General features: G+C 50.6%; 27 protein-coding genes. 23 read left to right on the plus strand and 4 right to left on the minus strand.

The window, feature by feature from the left end; all coding sequences use genetic code 11:
- Positions 1-81: 81 nt before the first annotated feature.
- The 4 genes from gyrB to dnaA are packed head-to-tail and all read right to left on the minus strand — an operon-like array spanning position 82 to position 6,113.
- Positions 82-2,496: a DNA topoisomerase (ATP-hydrolyzing) subunit B gene (gyrB, locus tag C942_RS18665; RefSeq protein ID WP_007468685.1), complete on the minus strand. Its 2,415-nt coding sequence runs from the start codon at positions 2,494-2,496 to the stop codon at positions 82-84.
- 19 nt (positions 2,497-2,515) lie between these two features.
- Positions 2,516-3,595, minus strand: a complete 1,080-nt coding sequence (gene recF / locus C942_RS18670) for a DNA replication/repair protein RecF (RefSeq protein WP_007468687.1) — start codon at positions 3,593-3,595, stop codon at positions 2,516-2,518.
- A 3-nt stretch (positions 3,596-3,598) separates the two neighbouring features.
- Positions 3,599-4,699 (minus strand): DNA polymerase III subunit beta, encoded by a 1,101-nt coding sequence (gene dnaN, locus C942_RS18675; RefSeq protein WP_007468689.1) that lies wholly within the window; start codon positions 4,697-4,699, stop codon positions 3,599-3,601.
- A gap of 1 nt (position 4,700) precedes the next feature.
- Positions 4,701-6,113: a chromosomal replication initiator protein DnaA gene (dnaA, locus tag C942_RS18680; RefSeq protein ID WP_007468691.1), complete on the minus strand. Its 1,413-nt coding sequence runs from the start codon at positions 6,111-6,113 to the stop codon at positions 4,701-4,703.
- Between the two features lie 309 nt (positions 6,114-6,422).
- Here dnaA and C942_RS18685 point away from each other — a divergent pair, with 309 nt between their 5' ends.
- The 23 genes from C942_RS18685 to glmU all read left to right on the plus strand — a co-directional run bounded on the left by C942_RS18685 (position 6,423) and on the right by glmU (position 26,643).
- Entirely contained in the window at positions 6,423-7,178 is a 756-nt protein-coding gene (locus C942_RS18685) for an amino acid ABC transporter substrate-binding protein (protein ID WP_007468693.1), read from the plus strand.
- A 107-nt stretch (positions 7,179-7,285) separates the two neighbouring features.
- The gene (locus C942_RS18690) at positions 7,286-7,957 is read left to right on the plus strand and encodes an amino acid ABC transporter permease (protein ID WP_007468695.1); all 672 of its coding nucleotides are present in this window, start codon (positions 7,286-7,288) and stop codon (positions 7,955-7,957) included.
- Complete coding sequence (locus tag C942_RS18695; RefSeq protein ID WP_007468696.1) at positions 7,954-8,724, plus strand: amino acid ABC transporter ATP-binding protein; 771 nt, start codon at positions 7,954-7,956, stop codon at positions 8,722-8,724. Before C942_RS18690 ends, C942_RS18695 begins: the two co-directional genes overlap by 4 nt.
- Before the next feature lie 152 nt (positions 8,725-8,876).
- The gene (gene rpmH / locus C942_RS18700; RefSeq protein ID WP_004411068.1) at positions 8,877-9,011 is read left to right on the plus strand and encodes a 50S ribosomal protein L34; all 135 of its coding nucleotides are present in this window, start codon (positions 8,877-8,879) and stop codon (positions 9,009-9,011) included.
- Between the two features lie 12 nt (positions 9,012-9,023).
- On the plus strand, positions 9,024-9,380 hold the full coding sequence (gene rnpA, locus C942_RS18705) for a ribonuclease P protein component (RefSeq protein WP_036801135.1): 357 nt from the start codon (positions 9,024-9,026) through the stop codon (positions 9,378-9,380).
- On the plus strand, positions 9,347-9,604 hold the full coding sequence (yidD, locus tag C942_RS24815) for a membrane protein insertion efficiency factor YidD (RefSeq protein WP_083882379.1): 258 nt from the start codon (positions 9,347-9,349) through the stop codon (positions 9,602-9,604). The genes rnpA and yidD overlap by 34 nt, the downstream gene beginning before the upstream one ends.
- Before the next feature lie 2 nt (positions 9,605-9,606).
- Positions 9,607-11,220 (plus strand): membrane protein insertase YidC, encoded by a 1,614-nt coding sequence (gene yidC / locus C942_RS18710; RefSeq protein WP_007468716.1) that lies wholly within the window; start codon positions 9,607-9,609, stop codon positions 11,218-11,220.
- Between the two features lie 155 nt (positions 11,221-11,375).
- Positions 11,376-12,743, plus strand: coding sequence for a tRNA uridine-5-carboxymethylaminomethyl(34) synthesis GTPase MnmE (mnmE, locus tag C942_RS18715; protein ID WP_007468719.1), 1,368 nt, complete (start codon positions 11,376-11,378; stop codon positions 12,741-12,743).
- 163 nt (positions 12,744-12,906) lie between these two features.
- The gene (gene mioC, locus C942_RS18720) at positions 12,907-13,353 is read left to right on the plus strand and encodes an FMN-binding protein MioC (protein WP_007468721.1); all 447 of its coding nucleotides are present in this window, start codon (positions 12,907-12,909) and stop codon (positions 13,351-13,353) included.
- A 427-nt stretch (positions 13,354-13,780) separates the two neighbouring features.
- Complete coding sequence (gene mnmG, locus C942_RS18725) at positions 13,781-15,670, plus strand: tRNA uridine-5-carboxymethylaminomethyl(34) synthesis enzyme MnmG (protein ID WP_007468723.1); 1,890 nt, start codon at positions 13,781-13,783, stop codon at positions 15,668-15,670.
- A 9-nt stretch (positions 15,671-15,679) separates the two neighbouring features.
- The gene (rsmG, locus tag C942_RS18730; RefSeq protein WP_007468726.1) at positions 15,680-16,300 is read left to right on the plus strand and encodes a 16S rRNA (guanine(527)-N(7))-methyltransferase RsmG; all 621 of its coding nucleotides are present in this window, start codon (positions 15,680-15,682) and stop codon (positions 16,298-16,300) included.
- Between the two features lie 16 nt (positions 16,301-16,316).
- On the plus strand, positions 16,317-17,111 hold the full coding sequence (locus tag C942_RS18735) for a ParA family protein (RefSeq protein WP_007468728.1): 795 nt from the start codon (positions 16,317-16,319) through the stop codon (positions 17,109-17,111).
- A 15-nt stretch (positions 17,112-17,126) separates the two neighbouring features.
- Positions 17,127-18,014 carry a ParB/RepB/Spo0J family partition protein gene (locus tag C942_RS18740; RefSeq protein WP_036801142.1) on the plus strand — a complete coding sequence of 296 codons (888 nt, stop codon included), beginning with the start codon at positions 17,127-17,129 and terminating at the stop codon, positions 18,012-18,014.
- 180 nt (positions 18,015-18,194) lie between these two features.
- Positions 18,195-18,584 (plus strand): F0F1 ATP synthase subunit I, encoded by a 390-nt coding sequence (locus C942_RS18745; protein WP_007468731.1) that lies wholly within the window; start codon positions 18,195-18,197, stop codon positions 18,582-18,584.
- An 8-nt stretch (positions 18,585-18,592) separates the two neighbouring features.
- Positions 18,593-19,378 (plus strand): F0F1 ATP synthase subunit A, encoded by a 786-nt coding sequence (gene atpB, locus C942_RS18750; RefSeq protein ID WP_007468733.1) that lies wholly within the window; start codon positions 18,593-18,595, stop codon positions 19,376-19,378.
- Positions 19,379-19,444: 66 nt separating this feature from the next.
- On the plus strand, positions 19,445-19,702 hold the full coding sequence (gene atpE / locus C942_RS18755) for a F0F1 ATP synthase subunit C (RefSeq protein ID WP_005302247.1): 258 nt from the start codon (positions 19,445-19,447) through the stop codon (positions 19,700-19,702).
- Positions 19,703-19,751: 49 nt separating this feature from the next.
- Entirely contained in the window at positions 19,752-20,222 is a 471-nt protein-coding gene (gene atpF, locus C942_RS18760; protein ID WP_007468739.1) for a F0F1 ATP synthase subunit B, read from the plus strand.
- A gap of 16 nt (positions 20,223-20,238) precedes the next feature.
- Entirely contained in the window at positions 20,239-20,772 is a 534-nt protein-coding gene (atpH, locus tag C942_RS18765) for a F0F1 ATP synthase subunit delta (protein WP_007468741.1), read from the plus strand.
- Positions 20,773-20,788: 16 nt separating this feature from the next.
- Complete coding sequence (atpA, locus tag C942_RS18770) at positions 20,789-22,330, plus strand: F0F1 ATP synthase subunit alpha (protein WP_007468743.1); 1,542 nt, start codon at positions 20,789-20,791, stop codon at positions 22,328-22,330.
- 44 nt (positions 22,331-22,374) lie between these two features.
- Positions 22,375-23,241 (plus strand): F0F1 ATP synthase subunit gamma, encoded by an 867-nt coding sequence (atpG, locus tag C942_RS18775; RefSeq protein WP_007468745.1) that lies wholly within the window; start codon positions 22,375-22,377, stop codon positions 23,239-23,241.
- A 32-nt stretch (positions 23,242-23,273) separates the two neighbouring features.
- Entirely contained in the window at positions 23,274-24,680 is a 1,407-nt protein-coding gene (atpD, locus tag C942_RS18780) for a F0F1 ATP synthase subunit beta (protein WP_007468747.1), read from the plus strand.
- 17 nt (positions 24,681-24,697) lie between these two features.
- Entirely contained in the window at positions 24,698-25,120 is a 423-nt protein-coding gene (locus C942_RS18785; protein WP_007468760.1) for a F0F1 ATP synthase subunit epsilon, read from the plus strand.
- A gap of 164 nt (positions 25,121-25,284) precedes the next feature.
- Entirely contained in the window at positions 25,285-26,643 is a 1,359-nt protein-coding gene (gene glmU, locus C942_RS18790; protein WP_007468764.1) for a bifunctional UDP-N-acetylglucosamine diphosphorylase/glucosamine-1-phosphate N-acetyltransferase GlmU, read from the plus strand.
- Positions 26,644-26,733: the final 90 nt, after the last annotated feature.

The following is a 26,733-nucleotide window of genomic DNA, read 5'->3' on the forward strand; positions in this document are numbered from 1 at the left end:
TGTTTGAACAAAACAGGCATAAAAAAACGCCACTCCTGAGAGTGGCGTTTCAGCGTTTTGTTCAGAGCAATACGAAGAGGATTATACGTCCAGATTCGCGTTCAGTGCGTTTTCTTCAATGAAGTGACGACGAGGCTCAACCTGATCACCCATCAGAGTGGTAAACAGTTCATCTGCCGCAACCGCATCGTTAATGGTTACCTGCATCATACGACGAGATTCAGGATCCATCGTAGTTTCCCACAGCTGTTCCGGGTTCATCTCACCCAAACCTTTGTATCGCTGCAGGCTCAGGCCACGACGAGACTCTTTGATCAACCACTCCAGCGCTTCTTTGAAGCTGCTAACCGGCTGCTTACGCTCGCCACGCTGAACATAAGCTGTTTCATCCAGCAGGTTATCCAGTGCTTCAGACAGCTCAGCCAGCTTGCCGTACTCTTTAGAATTGAACAGATCGAAGCTTAGCTGGTGTACGTGATCAACACCGTGAGTACGAACGACAATCTTCGGCAGCCAAACATTGTTTTCTTCATCACGAACAGTCTCAAAGTTGTACTGGCTTTCACCAGACTGTTTAGCGTTCAGTGCAGCAATCAGAGGCTGAACCCAAGCTGCAACCGCAGCCTGATCTGCCAGCATTTCAGTTGTCAGGCGTGGCTGGTATACAAACTCGTTCAGCATCAGAGACGGATAGCGACGGCTCATACGCTCAATCAGCTTCATCGCGCCATTGTACTGCTTAACCAGATCCTCAAGAGCCATACCAGACATTGCCGGTGCACCCTCTGCTGTAAACAGTGCAGCGTTGTCCAGCGCCAATGCAACCTGGTACTGGTTCATGTCTTCATCATCTTTGATGTACTGCTCTTGTTTACCCTTCTTCACTTTATACAGTGGAGGCTGGGCAATAAAGATGTGACCACGTTCGATCAGCTCTGGCATCTGACGGTAGAAGAAAGTCAACAGCAGCGTACGGATGTGCGAGCCGTCGACATCGGCATCGGTCATGATGATGATGCTGTGGTAACGCAGTTTGTCCGGATTGTATTCATCGCGGCCGATACCACAACCCATCGCCGTGATCAGCGTAGCCACTTCCTGTGAAGACAGCATCTTGTCAAAGCGTGCCTTCTCAACGTTCAGGATCTTACCTTTCAGCGGCAGAATCGCCTGATTCTTGCGGTTACGGCCCTGCTTGGCAGAACCACCCGCAGAGTCACCCTCCACAATGTAAAGTTCAGACAGTGCAGGATCTTTTTCCTGACAGTCTGCAAGCTTGCCCGGCAGGCCAGCCAGATCAAGCGCACCTTTACGGCGAGTCATTTCACGTGCTTTACGTGCAGCTTCACGGGCACGGGAAGCATCAATAATCTTGGTACAAACCGTCTTGGCATCGTTCGGGTTTTCCAGCAGGAATTCACTAAGCTTCTCACCCATTGATGATTCAACCGCCGGCTTCACTTCACTCGATACCAGCTTGTCTTTTGTCTGGCTTGAGAACTTAGGATCTGGCACTTTTACCGAAACAACCGCTGTCAGGCCTTCACGGGCATCATCACCGGAAGTCGCTGTTTTGGCTTTCTTCGAGTAGCCTTCCTTATCCATGAAGTTGTTCAGGGTACGGGTCAATGCACCACGGAAGCCAGCCAGGTGAGTACCACCATCACGCTGCGGGATATTGTTGGTAAAGCAGTAGATGTTTTCCTGGAAACCGTCGTTCCACTGCATAGCCACTTCTACTGAGATACCGTCTTCACGCTCAAAGTTGAAGTGGAATACTTTCGGGTGGATTGGCGTCTTGTTACGGTTCAGGTGTTCAACGAAAGCCTGGATACCACCTTCATACATGAAGTGGTCATTCTTTCCTTCTTCGCGTTCATCAATCAGTTTGATGGAAACACCGGAGTTCAGGAACGACAGCTCGCGCAGGCGCTTAGCCAGGATTTCGTACTGGAATTCAATGTTGGTGAAGGTTTCTTCACTTGGCCAGAAACGGATGCGGGTACCGGTTTTTTCTGTATCACCGATAACAGCAAGTGGCGCTTCCGGTGTACCGTGGCGGTAAATCTGTTGGTGAATCGAACCAGCACGTTGGATGGTCAGCTCTACTTTTTCAGACAGGGCGTTAACAACCGAAACACCTACCCCGTGCAGACCACCGGATACTTTGTAGGAGTTGTCATCAAACTTACCACCAGCGTGCAGTACCGTCATGATAACTTCAGCAGCCGATACCCCTTCTTCTGGGTGGAGTTCAGTTGGGATACCACGGCCATCATCGCTGACAGACACAGAGCCATCTTCATGGATGGTAACAATGATATCTTCACAGTGGCCAGCAAGAGCTTCATCGATAGAGTTATCGACGACCTCAAAGACCATATGGTGCAAGCCAGTACCGTCATCGGTATCGCCAATGTACATCCCTGGGCGCTTACGTACCGCATCGAGGCCTTTAAGCACCTTAATGCTTGATGAATCGTAGTTGTTGGACATTGAGTTACTCTCGCTTTAATTATCCTGCGGTTATTTTACCGTGTTCCACATGAAACATCTTGCCATTTTCATCATGCATCTCAGCAATTTGTTCACTACTGATCGCACTGACAAAAACCTGGGCGTTGGTTTCCTTTAACCGTTGCGCCAACAGCGCACGCCTATGGCTATCCAGCTCGGAAGCAAAATCATCAATTAAATATACACATGGCTTGCCGGTAGCTTCAGTCAGGTGAAGTCCCTGTGCTAATCGCAAAGCACAGACCATCAGCTTCAGCTGACCACGGGACAAAACGTCCTCAACCGGTGTTCCGGCAACCTTGATCCGCAAGTCGGCTTTATGCGGCCCACTTGCGGTATAACCGAGCTGGCAGTCACGTTCAAAATTACGTTTAAGCAGCTCGGCATAGGGTGTTTCTTTTTCCCAGCCACGGTAGTACCCCAGCTGGATATCATATTCAGGCAGAAAGCCCTGGCAGATCTCCGCCGCTTTCTGCTTTACCGCTTCCAGGTACTGATCGCGCCACTGGCTGATTTCCTCTGCCAGTACCGCCAGTTCCTGATCCCAGTAGCTCAGCTCTCGATAACTACGGGCGGTTTTGAGCAAAGCATTACGCTGTTTGGTCAACCGCTTTACCCTGCTCCAGGCATGGTAAAACTTGGGCTCAACATAAAAAACGCCCCAATCGATAAACGAGCGACGGTATTTCGGGCCGCCAATCAGCAAATCAAAGCCTTCCGGGGTGATCAGCTGCAATGGCAGTACCTGCGCCAGATGCGCCAATTTCTGCCCGCCTTCGCCGGCAACCTTTACCTCAGTTGTACCGTCACGCTTTTTATTGATCCCCAGCGGCAGCTCCATATTAGAGCTTGTCTGCAGCCGGCCGTGAACAAACAGCTCCGGCTGTTCATGGCGTATCACCCTCCCGGTCAGGTGACTGCGGAAGGAACGGCCATGGCCAAGGTAGTAGATCGCCTCTAAGACACTGGTCTTGCCGCTGCCGTTAGCACCGACAAGAAAATTGAAGCTTGCCGACAAAGACAAGTCGCAAGCTTCAATATTTCGGAAATCTTTGACGATTAGACGAGTAAGTGCCATGCCCTAGAGTCTGATTGGCATAACCACATACAGGGCATCACCACTGGCGCTGTCTTCCAGCAACGCACTGGCATTCGCATCGGACAACGACCAGCGTACCTGCTCACACTTCAGGGTATTGAGCACATCTAGCACGTAATTTACGTTAAAGCCAATCTCCAGATCTTCACCTTCATAGTTCACATCCAGAAACTCTTCCGCTTCTTCCTGCTCCGGGTTGTTGGCAGTAATGCGCATCTCACCGTTAGACAGGTTAAGGCGAACGCCACGGAACTTCTCGTTAGACAAAATCGCCGCACGAGAAAATGCCTTGCGCAGCTCATCACAGCTGGCTTCAACAAACTTAGTGCTGTTTTGCGGCATCACCCGACGGTAATCAGGGAAACGGCCGTCAACCAGCTTGGTCGTAAATACGAAGTTATTCACCACCGCGCGCAGATTCGAATTACCGAAGCGAATATCGACCATCGCATCCGGCGTATCCAGCAAGCGCATCAACTCCAGTACCCCTTTACGCGGTACGATGATCTGCTTGCCCGGTAGTTCAGCATCTAAATCCGTGGCACACACCGCCATACGGTGACCGTCAGTGGAAACCGAACGCAGTAGCTTACCTTCGGTTTCAAACAACATGCCGTTAAGGTAGTAACGCACATCCTGATGCGCCATCGAAAACTGAGTGCTGTCGATCAGGTGACGCAGTTGGCCCTGAGGCAACGTCATTTCGACTTCGCTCTGCCAGTCCTCAATATTCGGGAAGTCCGCCGCCGGCAGTGTCGACAGGGAATAACGGCTGCGGCCAGAGCGGATGATCACGCGATCACCTTCCAGGCTCACAACAATATTGGCGCTGTCCGGCAGACCACGGCAGATATCGAGAAATTTACGCGACGGGACAGTGATTGCACCCGGCTCGAAATCCGCGGCCAGTGCCACTTTGGCAACCAGCTCCACTTCCAGATCGGTACCTGTCATCGACAGACAGCCATCTTCGACCTGCAACAGAATATTGCCAAGAATTGGCAAAGAAGGACGACCGCCCAGGGCACCGGAGACCTGCTGCAGCGGTTTGAGTAATTGTTCTCGTTCGACGGTAAATTTCATATCAGGACGACAGTGTTCTAATCAGGTTTGAATAATCTTCTTTAATATCGTGGCTTTCTTCACGCAACTGCTCAATCTTACGGCAGGCGTGCAGCACCGTAGTATGGTCGCGGCCACCGAAGGCATCGCCGATTTCAGGCAGACTGTGGTTAGTCAGCTCTTTCGCCAGGGCCATCGCCATCTGGCGCGGACGAGCCACAGAGCGCGAACGGCGCTTAGACAGCATATCAGCCATCTTTATTTTATAGTATTCCGCTACCGTCTTCTGAATATTATCAATAGTTACCAGCTTTTCCTGAAGCGCCAGCAAATCTCGCAGGGCTTCACGGACAAAATCAATGGTGATCGCCCGGCCGGTAAAGTTGGCGTTGGCGATAACACGGTTCAATGCCCCTTCCAGCTCACGTACATTGGAGCGCAGGCGCTTGGCAATAAAAAACGCAACTTCATCAGCCAGACGGATATTGTGATCCTCGGCTTTCTTCATCAGGATCGCGACCCGTGTTTCCAGCTCCGGCGGCTCAATCGCTACCGTCAGACCCCAGCCAAAACGTGACTTAAGGCGATCCTCTACCCCGTTAATCTCTCGCGGGTAGCGGTCAGAGGTCAGGATGATCTGCTGGTTGCCTTCAAGCAGCGCATTAAAGGTATGGAAAAACTCTTCCTGCGAACGCTCTTTATTGGCAAAGAACTGGATGTCATCGATCAGCAGCGCATCAACACTGCGGTAATAGCGTTTAAATTCTTCGATGGCATTGTTCTGCAGCGCCTTGACCATGTCCTGGACGAAACGCTCGGAATGCATATAGACCACTTTGGCATTCGGCTTGCGATCAGCAATCGCGTTACCGACAGCATGCAACAGGTGAGTTTTACCCAGACCGGTACCCCCGTACAAAAACAGCGGGTTGTAGGCAGCTCCCGGGTTATCAGCCACCTGACGACAAGCAGCCAGACCCAACTGGTTCGACTTACCTTCGACGAAGTTATTGAAGTTGTGTTTCGGATTGACGTTCGAACGGTACCCACCCTGAGATTCAGGCTGGACCGGCGACGGTGCCGGTTCCCAGTTACGGGACGGCGGCGGTATTTCATCACGCACCGGTGCCGGAGAAGGAGAACCGAGAACAGGTGCTGCCGCCACCGGTTGCGGGGGTGGCGCAGTCACAGGACGGCTTCCCACTTCAAAACGCAGGATTGGCACGTCGTTACCGCAAAATTCATTCAGCAGACGGTTAATATTATTAAGGTACTTATCACGTACCCAATCAAGCACAAAACGATTCGGCGCAAACAAGGTCAGCGTATTATCGTTTAATTCGGCCTGAAGCGGTCGAACCCACATACTGAATTCTGTTGCAGGGAGTTCTTCCTGAAGGCGTTGAAGGCACTGCAACCAAAGCGAAGATGACAAGCTCGACTCCACACTGAATAACAAAACACAAAAAGGGATGCAATTTTATACCTGCTGGCTCAGGATCGCCAGCAAAGAGATCGCAGATCCAGTGAATAAGATCGGACTTATTCACATGGATCGCACATAAAACAGCAAGATCAGCACAAATTGACCAGCCCTTACCCACAATTCTATTAACAACAGCCAGGATCAAGAAGCGAACGATTGGTTATTTTTAATAACTCATCGTTATTTAAGAAAGAGGCTTATAACCGTATAGGATGTGGCACATCGTATTGCATCACAGCGACCTGAGGAGTAGACAGGATGAAAAGCTGGTTAAAAACAACATTGACGGCCGCAGCTCTGGCCCTGACCGCCAGCCAGACGGCAATGGCAGCCACAGACGTCAAAGTCGGGATGTCGGGGCGTTATTTCCCGTTCACCTTCGTAAAACAGGATCAGCTTCAGGGCTTTGAGGTCGATTTGTGGAATGAAATCGCCAAGCGCAACGATTACAAGGTCGAGTTCGTGACAGCGAACTTCTCCGGCCTGTTCGGCCTGCTGGAAACCGGCCGTATTGATACGATTTCCAACCAGATCACCATTACCGATGAGCGCAAAGCCAAATACCTGTTCTCGCAGCCGTATGTTATTGACGGTGCCCAGTTGGTGGTGCGTAAAGGCAATGACAGCATCAAAGGAACCGACGATCTGCAAGGCAAAACCGTCGGCGTTAACTTAGGTTCCAACTATGAGCAGCTACTGCGTGAGCTGGACAAAGACGGCAAGATCAACATCAAAACCTATGATACCGGTATCGAACATGACGTCGCACTGGGCCGTACCGATGCCTTTGTCATGGATCGCCTGTCATCGGTTGAGCTGATCAAAAAAGCCAACCTACCGCTGCAACTGGCAGGACAGCCGTTTGAGAAGATTGAAAACGCCTGGCCGTTTACCAAGAGTGAAAAAGGCCAGAAGCTGCGTGATGACGTGAACAAGGCCCTGAATGCCATGCGCCGTGACGGCACCTTGGCGGAAATATCTGTGAAATGGTTTGACGCCGACATCACGAAGTAACCTGCCACTCGGCACCGCTCTTCTAAACTGTTCATAACCATAAAGGCTCACCGCACGGTGGGTCTTTATCGCTTACTCTCCCCCTGACAATGGAATACCGAGCCGCTATGGGTTTTGATTTTGACTACATGCTATCGCTGCTGCCCATTTTGCTAAAATACCTGGGCACAACCCTGGGTATGGCTTTCTGGGGCCTGCTATTTGCCCTGGTTATCGCCATCAGCCTGGCCCTGATCCGGGTATATAAACTACCGCTGCTGGACCAGCTCAGCCAGCTCTATATCAGCTTCTTCCGCGGCACTCCGCTGCTGGTACAACTGTTTTTGCTCTACTACGGCCTGCCGCAGCTGTTTCCGGTTTTCGTCGGGCTGGATGCCTTCAGCGCTGCCGTGATTGGCCTGAGCCTGCACTTTGCCGCCTACAAAGCAGAAAGTATCCGTGCAGCGATTATCGGTATCGACCGCAGCCAGCGAGAAGCCAGCCTGTCGATCGGGATGACTGAACTCCAGGCCATGCGCCGGATCATCCTGCCACAGGCGACCCGGGTGGCCCTGCCGTCGCTGATGAACTATTTCATCGACATGATCAAATCCACCTCATTGGCCTTTACCCTCGGGGTGGCCGAAATCATGGCCAAAGCACAGATGGAAGCCTCATCCAGCTTCAAGTTCTTTGAAGCTTTTCTCGCCGTAGCCCTGGTCTACTGGGTGATGGTGCTTATCCTGACCCGGATCCAGAACTGGGCGGAAATGAAACTGAATAAGGCATACACGCGATGATCAAAATAGAAAACCTCACCAAGCGCTTCGGGGAGGCGGCCATTTTTTCCCACCTCGACTTGTCGATTGAAAAAGGCGAGATTGTCGTGGTGATCGGCCCCTCCGGCACCGGCAAATCTACCCTGCTGCGTTGTATCAACTTTCTGGAGACCGCTAATCAAGGCAAAATCACCATTGGCGATGTCACCGTCGACAGCGAACAAGCAGCCAAAAGCGATATCCTGGCTTTACGGCGCAAAACCGGCTTTGTGTTTCAGAACTATGCCCTATTCGCACATCTGACGGCGAAACAAAATATCGCAGAGGGCCTAGTTACAGTAAAAGGCTGGAAAAAAGAAGAGGCCAACCAACGTGCCCAGCAGATCCTTGATGACATCGGCCTGGGCGATAAAGGCGATCACTACCCGGCGGCATTGTCGGGCGGCCAGCAGCAACGGGTCGGGATCGGCCGGGCAATGGCGCTGGAAGCCGAACTGTTGTTGTTTGACGAGCCAACCTCGGCACTGGATCCGGAATGGGTCGGCGAAGTGCTGACGTTGATGCAAAAACTGGCGACCCGGCACCAGACCATGCTGGTGGTGACCCATGAAATGCAATTTGCCCGCGAAGTGGCAAACCGGGTGATCTTTATGGCTGACGGGGAGTTTGTCGAGCAAGGGACTCCTGAACAGATCTTCTCCAACCCCAATGATCCGCGATTAAAAAAGTTCCTGAATAAAGTTGGGATCAACGGAGGATCCTTGCACTTAGCGCCACAAGAAGTATAATTCAGCGCCCGTAGTTCTCTGCGGGCATAATCATTGACTATTTAAAGGCCAGTGATTACAATTCCGCCTCTTTGTTTAGAGGTACCGATTGTCCGCAGTCGGAAACTCAGTAACAAAACTTAAAAACTGATCAGTTAATTTAAGGTAAAACCATGAAACGCACTTTTCAACCTTCAGTTCTAAAGCGCAAGCGTACTCACGGCTTCCGTGCACGCATGGCTACTAAGAACGGTCGCGCAACAATCAACGCACGTCGCGCTAAAGGCCGTAAGCGTCTTTCTAAGTAATCTCTGATTATTTTGAATAAGCTCGCTTTTTCTCGGGAGTTACGTCTGTTAACTCCCGAACATTACAAAAAAGTCTTCCAGCAAGCTCATCGTGCTGGCTCTCCCCACTTAACTATTCTTGCCCGCTCTAACGAACTCGATCACCCTCGCTTGGGTTTAGCTGTTCCAAAAAAACAGATCAAGACTGCTGTCGGTAGAAACCGCTTCAAACGTGTTGTACGTGAAAGCTTCCGCCTGAAGCAAGCAGAACTGCCAGCGAAAGATTTTGTTGTTATCGCCAAGAAAAGTGCCAGTGAGCTGAGCAACGAAGAACTTTTCAAGTTGCTAGATAAATTATGGCATCGCCTGTCTCGCCCTTCGCGTGGCTAGTCATCGGACTAGTCCGCTTTTACCAACTGGCTATAAGTCCACTTATTGGACCACGCTGTCGCTTTACCCCTACATGTTCTCAGTTCGCAATTGAAGCAATTAAAACGCATGGAGCGATAAAAGGTTGTTGGTTAGCAGCGAAACGTCTATTAAGATGTCATCCTTTAAACGACGGTGGTTATGACCCCGTTCCGCCAACCAAGCACAACGACAGAGATAGTTAACGATGGATTCCCAACGCAATATTCTGTTAATTGCCCTGCTGTTTGTCTCGTTCCTGCTGTTCCAGCAGTGGAACATGGATAACAGCCCCCAGACCCAACAGGGCATAGAGCAACAAGTCAACAACAGTGGTGATGTTCCTTCACATACCGGTGACGGCCAGCCGATTACTGACCAAACCACATCCGACAACCTAATCACCATCAATACAGATGTACTCGCGCTTACTGTCGATACGCTTGGTGGCGATATTATCGAAGCTAAGCTACTGGCTTATAACAACGAACTGGATTCCGTCGATCCGTTTGTTCTGCTGAAAAACGGCGCTGACTACCAGTACACAGCACAATCTGGCCTGATCGGTACTAACGGTATCGATACCACCGCTGGCCGTGCTCAGCTAAGCGTAGACAGCGACAGCTTCACTCTGGCTGACGGCCAGGACGAACTGCGTGTACCGATGACCTATGAGAAAAACGGCATCGCCTACACCAAAACCTTCATCATGAAACGCGGCAGCTACGCTGTTGATGTTGAATACAGCATCAACAACCAGAGCGACAATGCAGCCAGCGTGCAGATGTATGCTCAGCTGAAGCAGAATCTGGTTGATGCCGGCGGTAACCTGGCAATGCCAACCTACCACGGCGGCGCTTACTCTGCTGACGACACCAAATACAAGAAGTACAGCTTTGATGATATGCAGGACAAGAACCTGAACCTGACTATCAACAACCAAGGCTGGGCTGCGATGATGCAGCACTACTTCGTGTCAGCATGGATCCCGAACACCCAAGGTGCAACTAACCTGTACACTCGTACCGGCAACGGCTTGGGCTACATCGGTATCCGTATGCCGGCAGCCACAGTTGCACCGGGCGCGGAGCAGACTCTGGGCGCAACACTGTGGGTTGGTCCTAAGCTACAGGATCAGATGGAAGCAACTGCACCGAACCTGAACCTGACCGTTGACTACGGTTGGCTATGGTTCATCGCCAGCCCGCTGCACACCCTGCTGTCATTCATCCAGGGCATCGTAGTGAACTGGGGTGTGGCTATCATCATCCTGACCTTCATCGTTCGTGGTGCGATGTACCCGCTGACCAAAGCGCAGTACACCTCTATGGCGAAAATGCGCATGCTGCAGCCAAAACTGCAGGCAATGCGTGAGCGCCTGGGCGACGACCGCCAGCGCATGAGCCAGGAAATGATGGAACTGTACAAGAAAGAAAAGGTAAACCCGCTGGGCGGCTGTCTGCCAATTCTTGTCCAGATGCCTATCTTCATTGCTCTGTACTGGTCACTGATGGAGTCGGTTGAACTGCGCCATACGCCGTTCTTCGGCTGGATCCATGACCTGTCAGCTCAGGACCCTTACTTCATCCTGCCGGTACTGATGGGTGTGACTATGTTCATGATCCAGAAGATGAGCCCGACAACAGTAACTGACCCGATGCAGCAGAAGATCATGACCTTCATGCCGGTGATGTTCACTTTCTTCTTCCTGTGGTTCCCATCCGGCCTGGTTCTGTACTGGCTGGTATCGAACATCGTGACGCTAATCCAGCAGACACTGATTTACCGTTCACTGGAAAAGAAAGGTCTGCATTCCAAGTAATGTGAATACCTGTCAGAAAAGGCGGCCTTAAGGTCGCCTTTTTTATTTCCCGGAGACTAAGTACCGCCATACATCTGTGTAATGCTTGCGGTTACTGGGCTTTCCCAACTAGTCTGTTTACAATTGCAGCGAATTTATCAAGTTAAGCCAAAATTATGATCGAACACACTGATACCATTGTTGCGCAGGCCACCCCTCCGGGCCGTGGCGGCGTTGGCATTATCCGCGTCTCAGGCCTGAAGGCCAAAGACGTCGCCCTGGCAGTCGCCGGCCGTGAACTCAAGCCGCGCTATGCCGAATACCTGCCTTTCAAGAACGAGGACGGGAGCGCACTGGATCAGGGCATTGCCTTATTCTTCAAGGGACCGAACTCCTTCACCGGTGAAGATGTACTGGAGCTGCAGGGCCACGGCGGCCCGGTTCTGATGGACATGATGATCAAGCGCATCCTGCAAATTGACGGCATCCGTGCCGCCCGCCCGGGTGAATTCTCAGAGCGCGCCTTTATGAACGACAAACTCGATCTGGCGCAGGCAGAAGCGATTGCCGACCTGATTGATGCCAGCTCCGAAGAAGCAGCGAAAAGTGCCTTTAAATCGCTTCAGGGCGCATTCTCGACCCGGGTTAACGAGCTGGTGGAAGCACTTATCCACCTGCGCATCTATGTCGAAGCCGCTATCGACTTCCCGGAAGAAGAGATCGACTTCCTGTCTGACGGCCGGGTCAGCGGTGATCTGAATAACATTATCGAACGTCTGGAAGCAGTGCGCCGTGAGGCCAACCAAGGCGCGATCATGCGTGAAGGGATGAAAGTGGTCATTGCCGGCCGCCCGAATGCCGGTAAATCCAGCCTGCTTAATGCCCTGTCAGGCAAAGACTCCGCCATTGTGACCGATATTGCCGGCACCACCCGTGATGTCCTGCGTGAACATATCCACATCGACGGTATGCCGCTGCACATCATCGATACAGCCGGCCTGCGTGAAGCCTCAGACGAAGTCGAGCGTATAGGTATTGAGAGGGCCTGGGATGAAATCCAGCAGGCCGACCGCGTCCTGTTCATGGTCGACAGCACCACCACAGATGCCACCGATCCGAAAGAAATCTGGCCGGACTTTATTGAGCGCCTGCCGGAAAGCATGGGCCTGACCGTGATCCGCAACAAAGTCGAGCTGACTGGAGAAGAAGCTGGGATCTGCCATGTCAGCAATCCAACCCTGATCCGCCTGTCTGCCCGCACCGGTGACGGCATCGACAACCTGCGTGAGCACCTCAAAGAGTGCATGGGCTTTGCCGGCACCACCGAAGGTGGCTTTATGGCCCGCCGACGCCACCTGGAAGCACTGGAACGCGCCGCAACGCACCTGGAGACAGGTAAAGAGCAGCTGGAAGGCTTTATGGCCGGGGAAATCCTGGCTGAAGAGCTGCGCCTTGCCCAGCAACACCTGAGCGAGATCACTGGCGAGTTCACCTCTGACGATCTTCTGGGCCGGATCTTTACCTCATTCTGCATAGGTAAATAACCGGATCCAACTCCGATTGGCACAAAGGGCCGGCGCCGGGATCATCTCCCGCGCCGGCCCTTTGTCGTTTACAGCCTGTGAATAAACCTATTTTTTGTCTCTTTTATATTGCTTTAGAGCCAGTACAATCAGGGCAATCCATACTCGTTATACTGAGGATATCATGAGTCAAATCACCCTAATCACCGGCAGCACCCTTGGTGGTGCCGAATATGTCGCCGACCACCTAGCCGACCTGCTGGAGCAGGAAGGACATCAGACAGAAACCGTCAACCGGGCTGATTTAGCCAATCTGACACTGGATAATACCTGGCTGGTAGTCTGCTCAACCCACGGCGCCGGCGAGTTCCCGGACAATATCCAGCCCTTCATTCAGCAACTGACCGAGCAGAAACCGGACCTTTCTCAACTGAAATATGCCGTGATTGGCCTGGGAGACAGCAGCTACGATACCTTCTGTGCCGCAGCCAAAAACCTCGATCAACAGCTCAGTTCACTCGGAGCAACCCGTTTAGGCGAGCGCCTGGATATCGATGTATCAAAGGATCCGGTACCGGAAGATCCAGCAGAAGCCTGGCTTGCAGAGTGGAAAAACGCCTTCTGTGAATAAAATTCACGACCGTATTACTCAAAATTTCAGCGTTTTTTAAACTTTTTCCTGTGGATAACTATAGATCTTTCCGGTGATCAAACCATAGTTATCCATTGAATAAGTTTTACCGACCTCCCCCCCTGTTGATAAGTGCCCATTTTGATCCCAGCAAATCCCAACGAAGATCCATGCTGTTCCACAACTAATGATCCTCGCTAACCTCATGATCATTAGGATCATTTATCACTTATCCACACGATCGTACGATCTATATAATAGATCTAACAGAAGATCTCTTTAAAAGATCTTATATATATTTAATTCTCACTTTTCTCTTGATCAAATGATCTTCAGGAAAGATTCTCTCTTTCCCAGAAAAAGGATAGAATGATCCACCTTTGCTCGTAGATAACTCACTGGCGATTTTCATACCTGAGGTAGTTTCATGTTTTACCAGGAAAATTTTGATGTCATCGTGGTTGGTGGTGGTCATGCCGGTACTGAAGCCGCATTAGCCGCTGCCCGAATGGGACAAAAAACCCTTCTGCTGACGCACAATATTGATACGCTGGGGCAGATGTCATGTAACCCGGCAATTGGCGGGATCGGGAAAGGACACCTGGTTAAAGAAGTGGATGCCCTGGGTGGTTTGATGGCCCAGGCGATCGATAAGGGCGGGATCCAGTTCCGTACCCTGAACTCTTCAAAAGGCCCGGCGGTTCGTGCAACCCGTGCCCAGGCCGACCGCGCATTGTACAAGGCCGCTATCCGTGAAAAACTGGAAAACCAGCCGAACCTGATGCTGTTTCAGCAATCCGTGGATGACCTGATCGTCGACAATGATCGTGTTGTCGGTGTGGTAACGGAAATGGGATTGAAGTTCCGCGCTAAAGCCGTGGTGCTGACTGTCGGTACCTTCCTTGGCGGTAAGATCCATATCGGTCTGGAAAACTACAGCGGTGGCCGCGCCGGGGATCCACCGTCGATCGCGCTTGCTAACCGACTTCGTGAACTGCCGTTCCGAGTTGATCGCCTGAAGACAGGCACACCACCGCGTATTGATGCCCGTACTGTTGATTTCAGCCAGCTACAGGCGCAGCATGGTGATAACCCGACCCCATTGTTCTCGTTTATGGGTAAACCGTCGGATCATCCGCGTCAGATCCCATGTTTTATTACTCACACCAATGAGCAGACTCATGACGTGATCCGTAATAACCTGGATCGCAGCCCAATGTACTCAGGTGTGATTGAAGGTATTGGTCCGCGCTACTGCCCGTCAATTGAAGACAAAGTGATGCGTTTTGCTGACAAGAACAGCCATCAGATTTTTATCGAGCCGGAAGGCCTGACAACGCATGAGCTTTACCCGAACGGTATTTCCACCAGTCTGCCGTTTGATGTGCAGATGCAGATCGTCCGTTCGATGAAGGGCTTTGAAAATGCCGCGATTGTGCGTCCGGGTTATGCAATTGAGTATGATTTCTTTGACCCGCGCGATCTGAAACAGACATTTGAGACCAAGTTTATCCACGGCCTGTTCTTTGCTGGTCAGATCAACGGCACCACAGGTTACGAAGAAGCTGCGGCTCAGGGCTTGCTCGCCGGTATGAACGCCGCATTGCTGTCACAAGACCGTGAAGGCTGGAGCCCACGTCGTGATCAGGCCTACATGGGGGTACTGATTGACGATCTGTCGACTATGGGCACCAAAGAGCCGTACCGCATGTTTACTTCCCGTGCCGAATACCGTCTGCTGCTGCGTGAAGACAACGCAGATTTGCGTTTGACCGAAATCGGTCGCGAGTTTGGTCTGGTTGACGATGAGCGCTGGGCGCGCTTCAACCAGAAGATCGAAAATATGGAGCAGGAACGCCAGCGTCTGAAAGACATCTGGATCACGCCGAACTCGGATCATGTCGAGGAGCTGAATAAGATCCTCAAGACACCGATCACCCGTGAAGCCAACGGTGAAGATCTTCTGCGTCGTCCGGAAGTGACTTATGAGCAGCTGACTGCAATTGAAGCTTTTGCTCCGGCCCACGATGATGCACAGGCGCGTGAGCAGGTGGAAATTCAGGTGAAATACCAGGGTTACATCGATCGCCAGAAAGACGAAGTCGAAAAATCCCTGCGTCATGAAAAAACCAAGCTACCATTGGATTTGGACTACAGCCTGGTGAAAGGCCTTTCTAACGAGGTGATCGCTAAACTGAACGATGCCAAGCCGGAAACCATCGGTATGGCGTCGCGTATCTCGGGCATTACCCCGGCAGCGATTTCACTGCTGCTGGTTTACCTGAAAAAACAAGGCATGCTGAAGAAAGGCGAATAGGAGTCATCAGTGAAACAGCGTTTGGCGCAGCTAATTGCGCAAACTGACCTTGAGGTCACAGAACAACAACTTGAGCAGCTGGTTGGCTATGTTGGCCTGCTGCATAAGTGGAACAAAGCGTATAATTTGACCTCTGTTCGCGATCCCGATGAGATGTTAGTGAAACATATCATGGATAGTATAGTGGTAAGCACTCACCTTCGCGGTGAGCGCTTTATCGATGTTGGTACCGGTCCTGGCCTGCCTGGCATCCCGCTGGCTATCATGAATCCGGACAAGGAATTTACCCTGCTAGATAGCCTGGGCAAACGGATCCGCTTTATCCGCCAGGTGATTTTCGAACTGAAGATCGGCAATGTCACCCCGGTACAGAGCCGGGTTGAAGAATTCCAGCCTGAGCAGGGCTTTGATGCCGTACTGAGCCGTGCCTTTGCATCAATGAACGATATGGTGTCCTGGTGCCATCATTTGCCGACGGAAGACGGCTGTTTTATGGCGCTTAAAGGACAATTTAATCAACAAGAAGTGGCAGAACTTCCAGAGTGGTGTTCTGTGAGCGAAGTCAAATCTTTGCAAGTCCCTGAGTTAGATGGTGAGCGTCATCTAGTAATCTTGACGGCAAAGGGTTAATTGATGAGGTTTTTTCGTGGGAAGAGTTATAGCTGTTGCTAACCAGAAAGGGGGCGTGGGTAAAACCACGACTTGCGTCAATCTTGCGGCATCACTGGCCGCTACACAGCGTAAGGTCCTGATTATCGATCTGGATCCGCAGGGAAATGCCACTATGGCCAGCGGCGTTGATAAATACCAGGTCGACGCGACAGCTTATGATCTTCTGGTCGAAGAAACCCCGTTCGACGAGGTGGTGATCTCAGAAACCACGGGCGGCTATCATCTGATTGCCGCCAATGGCGATGTGACCGCCGCCGAAATCAAACTCATGGAAGTCTTTGCTCGCGAAGTGCGCCTGCGTAATGCTTTAGAGGCAGTTCGTGATAACTATGATTTCATCTTTATCGATTGTCCTCCTGCATTAAACCTTCTTACAATCAACGCAATGACAGCTGCAGATTCTGTACTTGTCCCTATGCAGTGTGAATACTTTGCGCTGGAAGGCCTGACTGCCTTGATGGATACCATCAGTAAGCTGACTGCGGTGGTGAATGCCGATCTCAAGATTGAAGGTCTGCTGCGTACTATGTACGACCCGCGTAACCGGCTGGCGAACGAAGTGTCGCAACAGCTGAAAAAGCACTTTGGCGAGAAAGTCTACCGTACCGTGATTCCACGAAATGTCCGTCTGGCTGAGGCTCCGAGCCATGGTCGCCCGGCGATGTACTATGACAAGTATTCTAGCGGTGCTAAGGCTTACCTTGCGCTCGCCGGCGAAATTATCCGCCGTGATGAGATGGAGCGCAGTGCCGGTACCGTGGATGCATAAGGGTAAACAATGAACATGAGTAAGCGAGGCCTGGGTAAAGGCCTTGATGCGCTGCTGGCAACTAGCTCGGTAGCACAAGCAAAACAGAAAAGTGCCGACAAGGCACAAAGCCTGTCAGCCGAAGGACGGCTACAAGATTTATCGGTTCATATGCTGCAGCCTGGCCAGTTTCAACCCCGCAAAGATATGTCGGATGAAGCTCTGGCCGAGTTGACAGACTCCATCCGTGCCCAAGGGGTTATTCAACCGATTGTGGTACGGGAAATTGCACCGCAACAATTCGAGATCATTGCCGGCGAACGCCGCTGGCGAGCTGCTCGTCAAGCTGGGCTTCAGAAAGTCCCTTGTATCATTAAGGATGTGAATGACCGTGCCACGGTGGCGATTGCGCTGATTGAAAATATCCAGCGTGAGGATCTTAACGCCATTGAAGAGGCACAGGCACTGGAGCGATTGCAGAGTGAGTTTTCACTAACCCACCAGCAGGTCGCCGAAGCAGTCGGTAAGTCACGCACAACCGTGTCTAATCTACTTCGACTGAATCAACTGGCAGAGCCAGTAAAACGTATGGTTGAACAGCGTCAGCTGGAAATGGGCCATGCCCGTGCCCTATTGGCTCTGGAAGGCGAAGCTCAGTTTGAAGCCGCTCAGGCGGTTGTAGCAAAAATGTTAACCGTTCGCGATACAGAAAAGCTGGTCAAGAAGATGTTGACGCCGGCTGAACCCGCGAAGGTGAAAGCGGTAAATCCTGTGCTGGAAGCGGCTGAGAACCATCTCTGCGAACATTTTGGCACTCAAGTTGCGATTAGCCAGCAGAAAAATGGTAAAGGTAAAATCGTTTTCAGCTTTGATGAAGCCGACAAACTGAAGCAATTCATTGCAATGTTTGGTCATGAAATGTGACCCCTGTCGAACATATTTAATTGCAATGATGACAATGACGTGATCAGGTTATTGTGTTGTAAAATCTAACACTTTTTTTTAATGTGATTAGATTGCATTCAATCTGATCCACCGTATAATTTTCGCAGTTTTCCCAGCACGACGTTTGTGTGTAGTGGAACGGACTCGAGGAACGAATACATGGTATCGGCGCTAGTTAGACCGGGACGCCAATTGGCGAAAAGGTTGCTGTTACTTCAATCTGGCGTCGTTTTAACAACGGCAATTATGGCAGTGTTTGCTGTCAATGTTGACTGGGGAATCTCCGCACTACTCGGCGGCGGCATCTTTGTGATCGCCAATGCTGTCTTTGCTAAGTGTGCATTTCTGTTCAGCGGTGCCCGAAAGGCGCGGCTGATCATGGCGTCATTCTATGGCGGAGAAGTGCTGAAAATCCTCATTACGGTCATCCTTTTTGCTATTGTCTACCTGTATGTCGAGGTGGAACTTGTTCCCCTCAAACTGACCTATTTGCTGGCACTCGGTATTAATATCTTTGGGCCGGTTTTATTCATTAACAACAACAAATAGGATGAGTTATGGCTGCGCCAGGTGAAGCGCTAACGCCGTCAGGCTACATCACTCACCACCTGACAAACTTGTCAGTCGGTGAGGGATTCTGGACGGTTCATATAGACAGCCTGTTTTTCTCTGTCCTAACGGGATTGATCTTTCTAGGTCTTTTCCGCAAGGCGGCGAAAACAGCGACATCAGGAGTTCCAGGAAAGCTACAGTGTTTTGTGGAAATTATGGTTGAGTTCGTTGACGGTAGCGTTAAGGAAACCTTCCATGGCCGCAATAAGCTGATTGCCCCTCTGGCTCTGACCATTTTCTGTTGGATTATGCTGATGAATATCATGGACTTGGTGCCAATTGATTTTCTTCCGTATCCAGCGGAGCACTGGTTAGGTATTCCTTACCTTAAGGTAGTACCAAGTGCTGATGTCAACATCACCATGGCAATGGCGTTGGGTGTTTTTGCTTTGATGATCTACTACAGCATCAAAATCAAAGGCCTTGGCGGCTTTGCTAAAGAACTGGCTCTTCATCCGTTCAATCATCCGGTCATGATTCCGTTCAACCTGCTTCTTGAAGTAGTTTCGCTGCTGGCGAAGCCTATTTCACTGGGTATGCGTCTGTTCGGTAACATGTTCGCTGGTGAGGTGGTGTTTATCCTTATCGCGGCACTGATGCCGTGGTGGGCTCAATGGCTAGGCTCGTTACCGTGGGCTATTTTCCACGTCCTGGTCATTACAATTCAATCATTCGTGTTTATGATGTTGACTATTGTGTACCTGTCTCAGGCGCATGAAGACAATCATTAGCGATATTTGTAAATTATTCTTTTTTTTACTGGCACTTTAGCCGACAACTATAAACTGGAGATAGTGATGGAAACTTTACTAAGCTTTTCTGCAATTGCCGTGGGCATCATTGTAGGTCTTGCTGCACTGGGTACAGCGATCGGCTTCGCACTTCTAGGTGGTAAATTCCTTGAAGGTGCTGCACGTCAACCAGAAATGGCTCCAATGCTGCAAGTTAAGATGTTCATCATTGCAGGTCTGCTTGATGCGGTTCCAATGATCGGTATCGTAATCGCTCTACTATTCACATTCGCAAACCCATTCGTTGGCCAACTAGCTGGTTAATTAAAAGAACGAACGGATCCCTAGCAACCCTTTCTAAGGAGATGCAGTTGTGAATATGAATGCAACTTTGCTGGGACAGGCAATCGCGTTTTTCCTATTCGTGGTGTTCTGCATGAAATATGTATGGCCACCAATCATGGAAGCGATTGAAGAACGTCAGAAGAAAATTGCTGACGGTTTGGCAGCCGCTGATCGTGCTGCCAAAGACCTGAACCTAGCGCAGGCGAATGCTTCTGATCAATTGAAAGAAGCAAAACGTACTGCAACTGAGATCGTAGAGCAAGCGAACAAGCGCAAAGCTCAGATCATTGACGAAGCGAAGACGGAAGCCTTAGCTGAGCGTGACAAAATTCTGGCCCAAGGTCTTGCAGAGATCGAAGCAGAACGTAACCGCGCACGTGATGATCTACGTAAACAAGTTGCAACTCTGGCTGTGATTGGTGCTGAGAAAATCATTGAGCGTTCTATTGATAAAGACGCTCATGCTGATCTTCTTAACAAAGTCACTGCAGAACTGTAATTAAAGGGGCAAGCACATGTCGGAAATGACTACTATCGCACGCCCCTACGCTAAAGCAGCCTTTGACTTTGCGGTTGAAAACGGTGAGCTGGCCCAATGGGCTGAAATGCTTGCCTTCACTGCCGAGGTAGCAAAAAACGACACTATCAAGGACATCCTTGATGGCGGCTTTGCTGCCGATAAACTGACTGAAATCTTTCTGTCAGTATGCGGTGAACAACTCAATGAGTTCGGCCAGAACTTGGTAAAAGTGATGGCAGAAAACGGACGTCTGAAAGTACTTCCTGCTGTTTGTGATGAGTTCCTGCTGCTGAAAAGCGAGCATGAGAAAACTATTGATGCCTTTGTAACCTCTTCGGTTGCCTTGGACGATAGCCAACTTGAAGCAATCAGCACGAAACTGGAAGAGCGTCTTGAACGTAAAGTGAAGCTGAACTGCAGTGTAGACGAGACCCTGATTGCCGGGGTTGTGATTAGAGCTGGAGACTTGATCATCGACAACTCAGTACGCGGTAAGCTAAACCGCCTGAGCGATGCTTTGCAGTCTTGATTTGGGGAATTGGAGCATGCAACTTAATTCCACGGAAATTAGCGAACTGATCAAGCAGCGTATCGAGAAATTCGACGTTGCGAGTGAAGCGCGTAACGAAGGTACTATCGTATCAGTAAGCGATGGTATCATTCGTATCCATGGCCTTGCAGATGTAATGCAAGGTGAAATGATTGAAATCCCAGGTGGCCGTTATGCACTGGCACTGAACCTTGAGCGTGACTCGGTTGGTGCGGTTGTAATGGGCCCATATGCTGACCTTCAGGAAGGCATGAAGGTTACCGGTACTGGTCGTATCCTTGAAGTACCAGTAGGCCGCGCACTGCTAGGCCGTGTGGTTAACACCCTGGGTGAGCCTATCGATGGTAAAGGCCCGATTGAAACCGATACTTTCTCTCCTGTAGAAGTTATCGCACCGGGTGTAATCGACCGTAAATCTGTTGACCAGCCTGTACAGACTGGCTACAAAGCAGTTGACTCAATGGTGCCAATCGGCCGTGGTCAGCGTGAGTTGATTATCGGTGACCGCCAGACTGGTAAAACAGCAATGGCGATCGATGCCATCATCAACCAGAAAAACTCTGGTATCTACTCTGTTTATGTTGCTATCGGCCAGAAAGCGTCCACTATCGCTAACGTAGTGCGCAAACTGGAAGAGCACGGTGCTCTGGAAAACACTATCGTTGTTGTTGCATCGGCTTCTGAAGCAGCAGCCCTGCAGTACCTGGCACCATACGCCGGTTGTGCAATGGGTGAATACTTCCGTGATCGCGGTGAAGATGCACTGATCGTATACGATGACCTGTCTAAGCAGGCTGTAGCTTACCGTCAGATCTCGCTATTGCTACGCCGTCCACCAGGTCGTGAAGCATTCCCAGGTGACGTATTCTACCTACACTCTCGTCTGCTAGAGCGTGCAGCTCGTGTAAACGAACACTACGTAGAGCATTTCACTAATGGTGAAGTGAAAGGTCAATCAGGTTCCCTGACTGCACTTCCAATCATCGAAACCCAGGCGGGTGACGTATCGGCATTCGTACCGACCAACGTTATCTCTATTACCGATGGCCAGATCTTCCTGCAGACAGAGCTGTTCAACGCCGGTATCCGTCCAGCGGTTGACCCAGGTATCTCTGTATCTCGTGTAGGTGGTGCTGCGCAGACCAAGATCATGAAGAAACTGTCTGGTGGTATCCGTACCGCTCTTGCACAGTACCGTGAACTTGCGGCGTTTGCCCAGTTCTCTTCTGACCTTGATGATGCAACTAAGAAGCAGCTTGATCACGGTCAGAAAGTTACTGAGCTGATGAAGCAGAAACAGTACGCTCCAATGTCTGTATTCGAGCAGAGCCTAGTTATTTTCGCAGCAGAAAAAGGCTACCTGGTTGATGTTGACCTGAGCAAGCTAGCTGATTTCGAAGCTGCGTTGCTTTCTTATGCCAAAGGTCACTATGCTGAGCTGATGGCTCAGGTTGATGAAGCGGGTGCTTGGAACGATGAAATCGAAGCTCAGTTCGTGAAACTGGTTGAAGATTTCAAAGCTACCCAGACTTGGTAATTGGTTGGTGATCGTCCGCGATCACCTACTAACGGAGAGTAACGATGGCCGGCGCAAAAGAGATTCGTAACAAGATCGGTAGTGTTAAAAACACTCAGAAGATCACTAAAGCGATGGAGATGGTTGCCGCGTCAAAAATGCGTAAGACGCAAGACGCGATGGAATCATCACGCCCATACGCACAAACTATGCGCAAAGTGATCGGTCATATCGCCCTTGGTAGCCTTGAGTATAAGCATCCTTATCTTGAGGAGCGCGAAGCCAAGCGCGTTGGTTACATCATTGTTTCTACTGACCGTGGCCTGTGTGGCGGCCTGAACATTAACCTGTTCAAGCAAGCCATTGCAGACATCAAATCATGGTCAGATCAGGGTGCTGAAGTTGAGATGGCGCTGGTTGGTGCCAAAGCGACAGCATTCTTTAACAGCTACGGCGGTAAAGTGGCGGCTCAGGTATCCGGTTTGGGTGACAACCCATCGGTTGACGAGCTTATCGGTACTGTCGGCGTAATGCTGAAGAAATATGATGAAGGCCAATTGGATCGCCTGTACCTGGTTTACAACAAGTTTGTAAACACTATGGTTCAGGAACCAGTGATCGATCAATTGCTGCCTTTGCCTAAGTCTGATGACGAAGAAATGCAGCGCAACCACTCTTGGGACTACATTTATGAGCCCGAGCCAAAAGCCCTGCTGGATACCCTGCTGGTTCGCTATGCCGAATCTCAGGTTTACCAGGGTGTGGTCGAGAACCTTGCTTGTGAGCAGGCGGCCCGAATGGTTGCGATGAAAGCAGCAACAGATAATGCAGGTAACCTGATTAATGATCTGCAACTTGTGTACAACAAGGCCCGTCAGGCCGCGATTACACAAGAGCTGTCAGAGATCGTTTCTGGTGCAGCTGCTGTTTAAGGCAAAGAATTTTTAAGTTTAGAGGATTAACGATGGCTACAGGTAAGATCGTACAGATCATCGGTGCGGTAGTCGACGTAGAGTTTCCACAGGACTCTGTACCACAGGTATACGACGCCCTACATGTTGATGCGAAAGAAAACGGCACGCTAGTGCTGGAAGTGCAGCAGCAGCTAGGTGGCGGTGTTGTTCGTGGTATCGCTATGGGTACTTCTGATGGCCTGCGTCGTGGTCTGTCTGTTGTGAACACAGGCAACCCAATTCAAGTTCCAGTTGGTACTGAAACACTAGGACGTATTGTAAACGTTCTGGGTCAGCCAATTGATGAGTGTGGCGATATCGGTGAGAAAGAGCGTTACTCTATTCACCGTGAAGCGCCAAGCTACGAAGATCAGTCTAACGCGACTGAGCTACTGGAAACAGGTGTTAAGGTTATCGACCTGATTTGTCCATTCGCTAAGGGTGGTAAAATCGGCCTGTTCGGTGGTGCGGGTGTAGGTAAGACCGTTAACATGATGGAACTTATCAACAACATCGCAATCCAGCACTCTGGTCTGTCAGTATTTGCCGGTGTTGGTGAGCGTACCCGTGAAGGTAACGACTTCTACTACGAGATGCAGGAAGCTGGCGTTGTTAACGTTGAGAAGCCTGAAGAATCTAAAGTAGCAATGGTTTACGGTCAGATGAACGAGCCACCAGGTAACCGTCTGCGTGTTGCTCTGACTGGCCTGACTATGGCTGAGAAGTTCCGTGATGAAGGCCGTGACGTACTGCTGTTCATCGATAACATCTACCGTTATACCCTTGCGGGTACAGAGGTATCGGCACTACTTGGCCGTATGCCTTCAGCGGTAGGTTACCAGCCAACTCTGGCAGAAGAGATGGGTGTTCTTCAGGAGCGTATTACCTCAACGAAGAGCGGTTCTATCACTTCTGTACAGGCGGTATACGTACCTGCGGATGACTTGACTGACCCATCTCCGGCAACAACGTTTGCCCACCTTGATGCGACAGTTGTACTTTCTCGTCAGATCGCATCTCTGGGTCTGTACCCAGCGATCGACCCACTGGATTCAACATCTCGTATGCTTGATCCGCTAGTGGTTGGCCAGGAGCACTATGATATCGCGCGTGGCGTTCAGAGTACTCTGCAGCGCTATAAAGAACTGAAAGATATCATCGCAATCCTGGGTATGGACGAGCTGTCTGAAGAAGATAAGCAAACTGTATCTCGTGCTCGTAAGATTGAACGTTTCCTGACTCAGCCTTACCACGTAGCAGAAGTCTTCACAGGTCAGCCTGGTATTTACGTACCGCTGAAAGATACGCTACGCAGCTTCAAAGGCCTTCTGGCTGGTGAATACGACGATATCCCAGAGCAGGCATTTATGTACTGCGGTGCGATTGAAGAAGTATTGGAAAAAGCTAAGAAGCTTTAAGCTGAGTAGGAGGCGACATGGCAGCGATAACCTTCCATCTAGACGTAGTAAGCGCAGAGAAAAAACTCTTCTCTGGTCGTGCTGAAAACGTTCAGGTGACCGGTAGCGAAGGTGAACTGGGTATTCACGCAGGACACACACCGCTGCTGACCGCTATCACGCCGGGTATGATTCGAATCGTTAAGCAACACGGTGAGGAAGAAGTTATCTATCTTTCTGGCGGTATGCTTGAAGTTCAGCCAGGTTCAGTAACTGTGCTGGCTGACACCGCTATCCGTGGTGAAGATTTGGATGCTGCCAAGGCGGAAGAAGCGAAACGTCAGGCTGAGGAGCGTATCCACAACCAGCATGGCGACATCGACTTTGCTCAAGCGGCCAGTGACCTGGCTAAAGCGATCGCTCAGCTTCGTGTTATCGAGCTGACGAAAAAAGCGCGTTAATCAGGCGCATGACGCAAAAAAGCGACCCACGGGTCGCTTTTTTTATGTCTGTTAAGCAAGTTATTACTTGCGAAAAATAAACAATTTCCCTTAAACCTCAGCTGCTGAACCGATACAATGCGGGCAGTTATGAATAATTTATGCATCAAGAAGGATACCTTATCATGAGCTTCAGTGCTGTGATCCTGGCTGCGGGAAAAGGAACCCGCATGTACTCCAACCTTCCAAAGGTACTGCATACCCTGGCCGGCAAGCCGATGGTAAAACACGTGATTGATACCTGCAGCGGGCTGGGCGCGAACAATATCCACTTGGTTTATGGCCACGGTGGCGATCAGATGAAAGCGGCCCTGGAGCAGGAATCGGTAAACTGGATTCTGCAGGCCGAGCAGCTGGGTACCGGTCATGCGGTAAACCAGGCTTGTCCGGATCTGGCTGATAATGAAAAAGTATTGATCTTGTACGGTGATGTGCCGCTGATAAGTGGCGAAACTTTGGAAAACCTGCTTGATGCCCAGCCGGAAGGTGGTATTGCCCTTTTGACCGTGGTATTGGACGATCCGACTGGCTATGGCCGTATCGTTCGTCGTAACGGTCCGGTTGTTGCGATTGTTGAGCAAAAAGATGCGACTGAAGAGCAGAAGCTGATCAAAGAAATTAATACCGGTGTGATGGTCGCTAACGGTGGCGATTTGAAACGCTGGCTGGGACAGCTTAAAAATGACAATGCTCAGGGCGAATATTACCTGACAGATATTATTGCGATTGCTCACGAAGAAGGCCGTGCGGTTGAAGCTGTGCACCCGGCAAAAGCTATCGAAGTTGAAGGTGTGAACAACCGTATTCAGCTAGCAAAACTGGAGCGAGCTTATCAGGCTATGCAGGCTGAGCGTCTGCTGGAGCAAGGCGTAATGCTGCGCGATCCTGCCCGTTTTGATCTGCGCGGTGAGCTGCAGTGCGGTCGTGACGTTGAGATTGATGTTAACGTGATTATCGAAGGTAGTGTTTCCCTGGGTGATAACGTGGTGATTGGTGCTGGCTCGGTTCTGAAGGACTGTGAGATTGACGATAATACGCTGATCCGCCCGTACAGCGTGATTGAAGGCGCGACTGTCGGTGAAGACTGTACCGTTGGTCCGTTTACCCGCCTGCGTCCGGGCGCGGAGCTGGTTGGTGACTCCCATGTCGGCAACTTCGTGGAAATGAAGAAGGCACGATTGGGTCAGGGCTCTAAGGCTAACCACCTGACATACTTGGGTGATGCTGAAATTGGTGATCGAGTGAATATCGGTGCAGGTACCATTACCTGTAACTATGACGGTGCAAATAAGTTTAAGACCGAGATTGGCGATGATGTGTTTGTCGGCTCTGATACCCAGCTGATTGCGCCGGTGAAAGTGGCGAAAGGTGCAACAATCGGTGCTGGTGCTACTATTAACCGCGATGTGGGCGAAGGTGAGTTAGTGATCACTCGCGCTCCTGCTCGTACAGTTAAGGGCTGGAAACGCCCGGTTAAGAAGTAACATAGCTTACTGACACGATTTTAAAGGCAAGGGTTCCCCTTGCCTTTATTGTATCCGGCTAATACTGTTTCTCACTTCTCACTTCTCACT

The organism is Photobacterium marinum (assembly GCF_000331515.1).
In the GTDB taxonomy this organism is placed as follows: Bacteria; Pseudomonadota; Gammaproteobacteria; order Enterobacterales; family Vibrionaceae; genus Photobacterium; species Photobacterium marinum.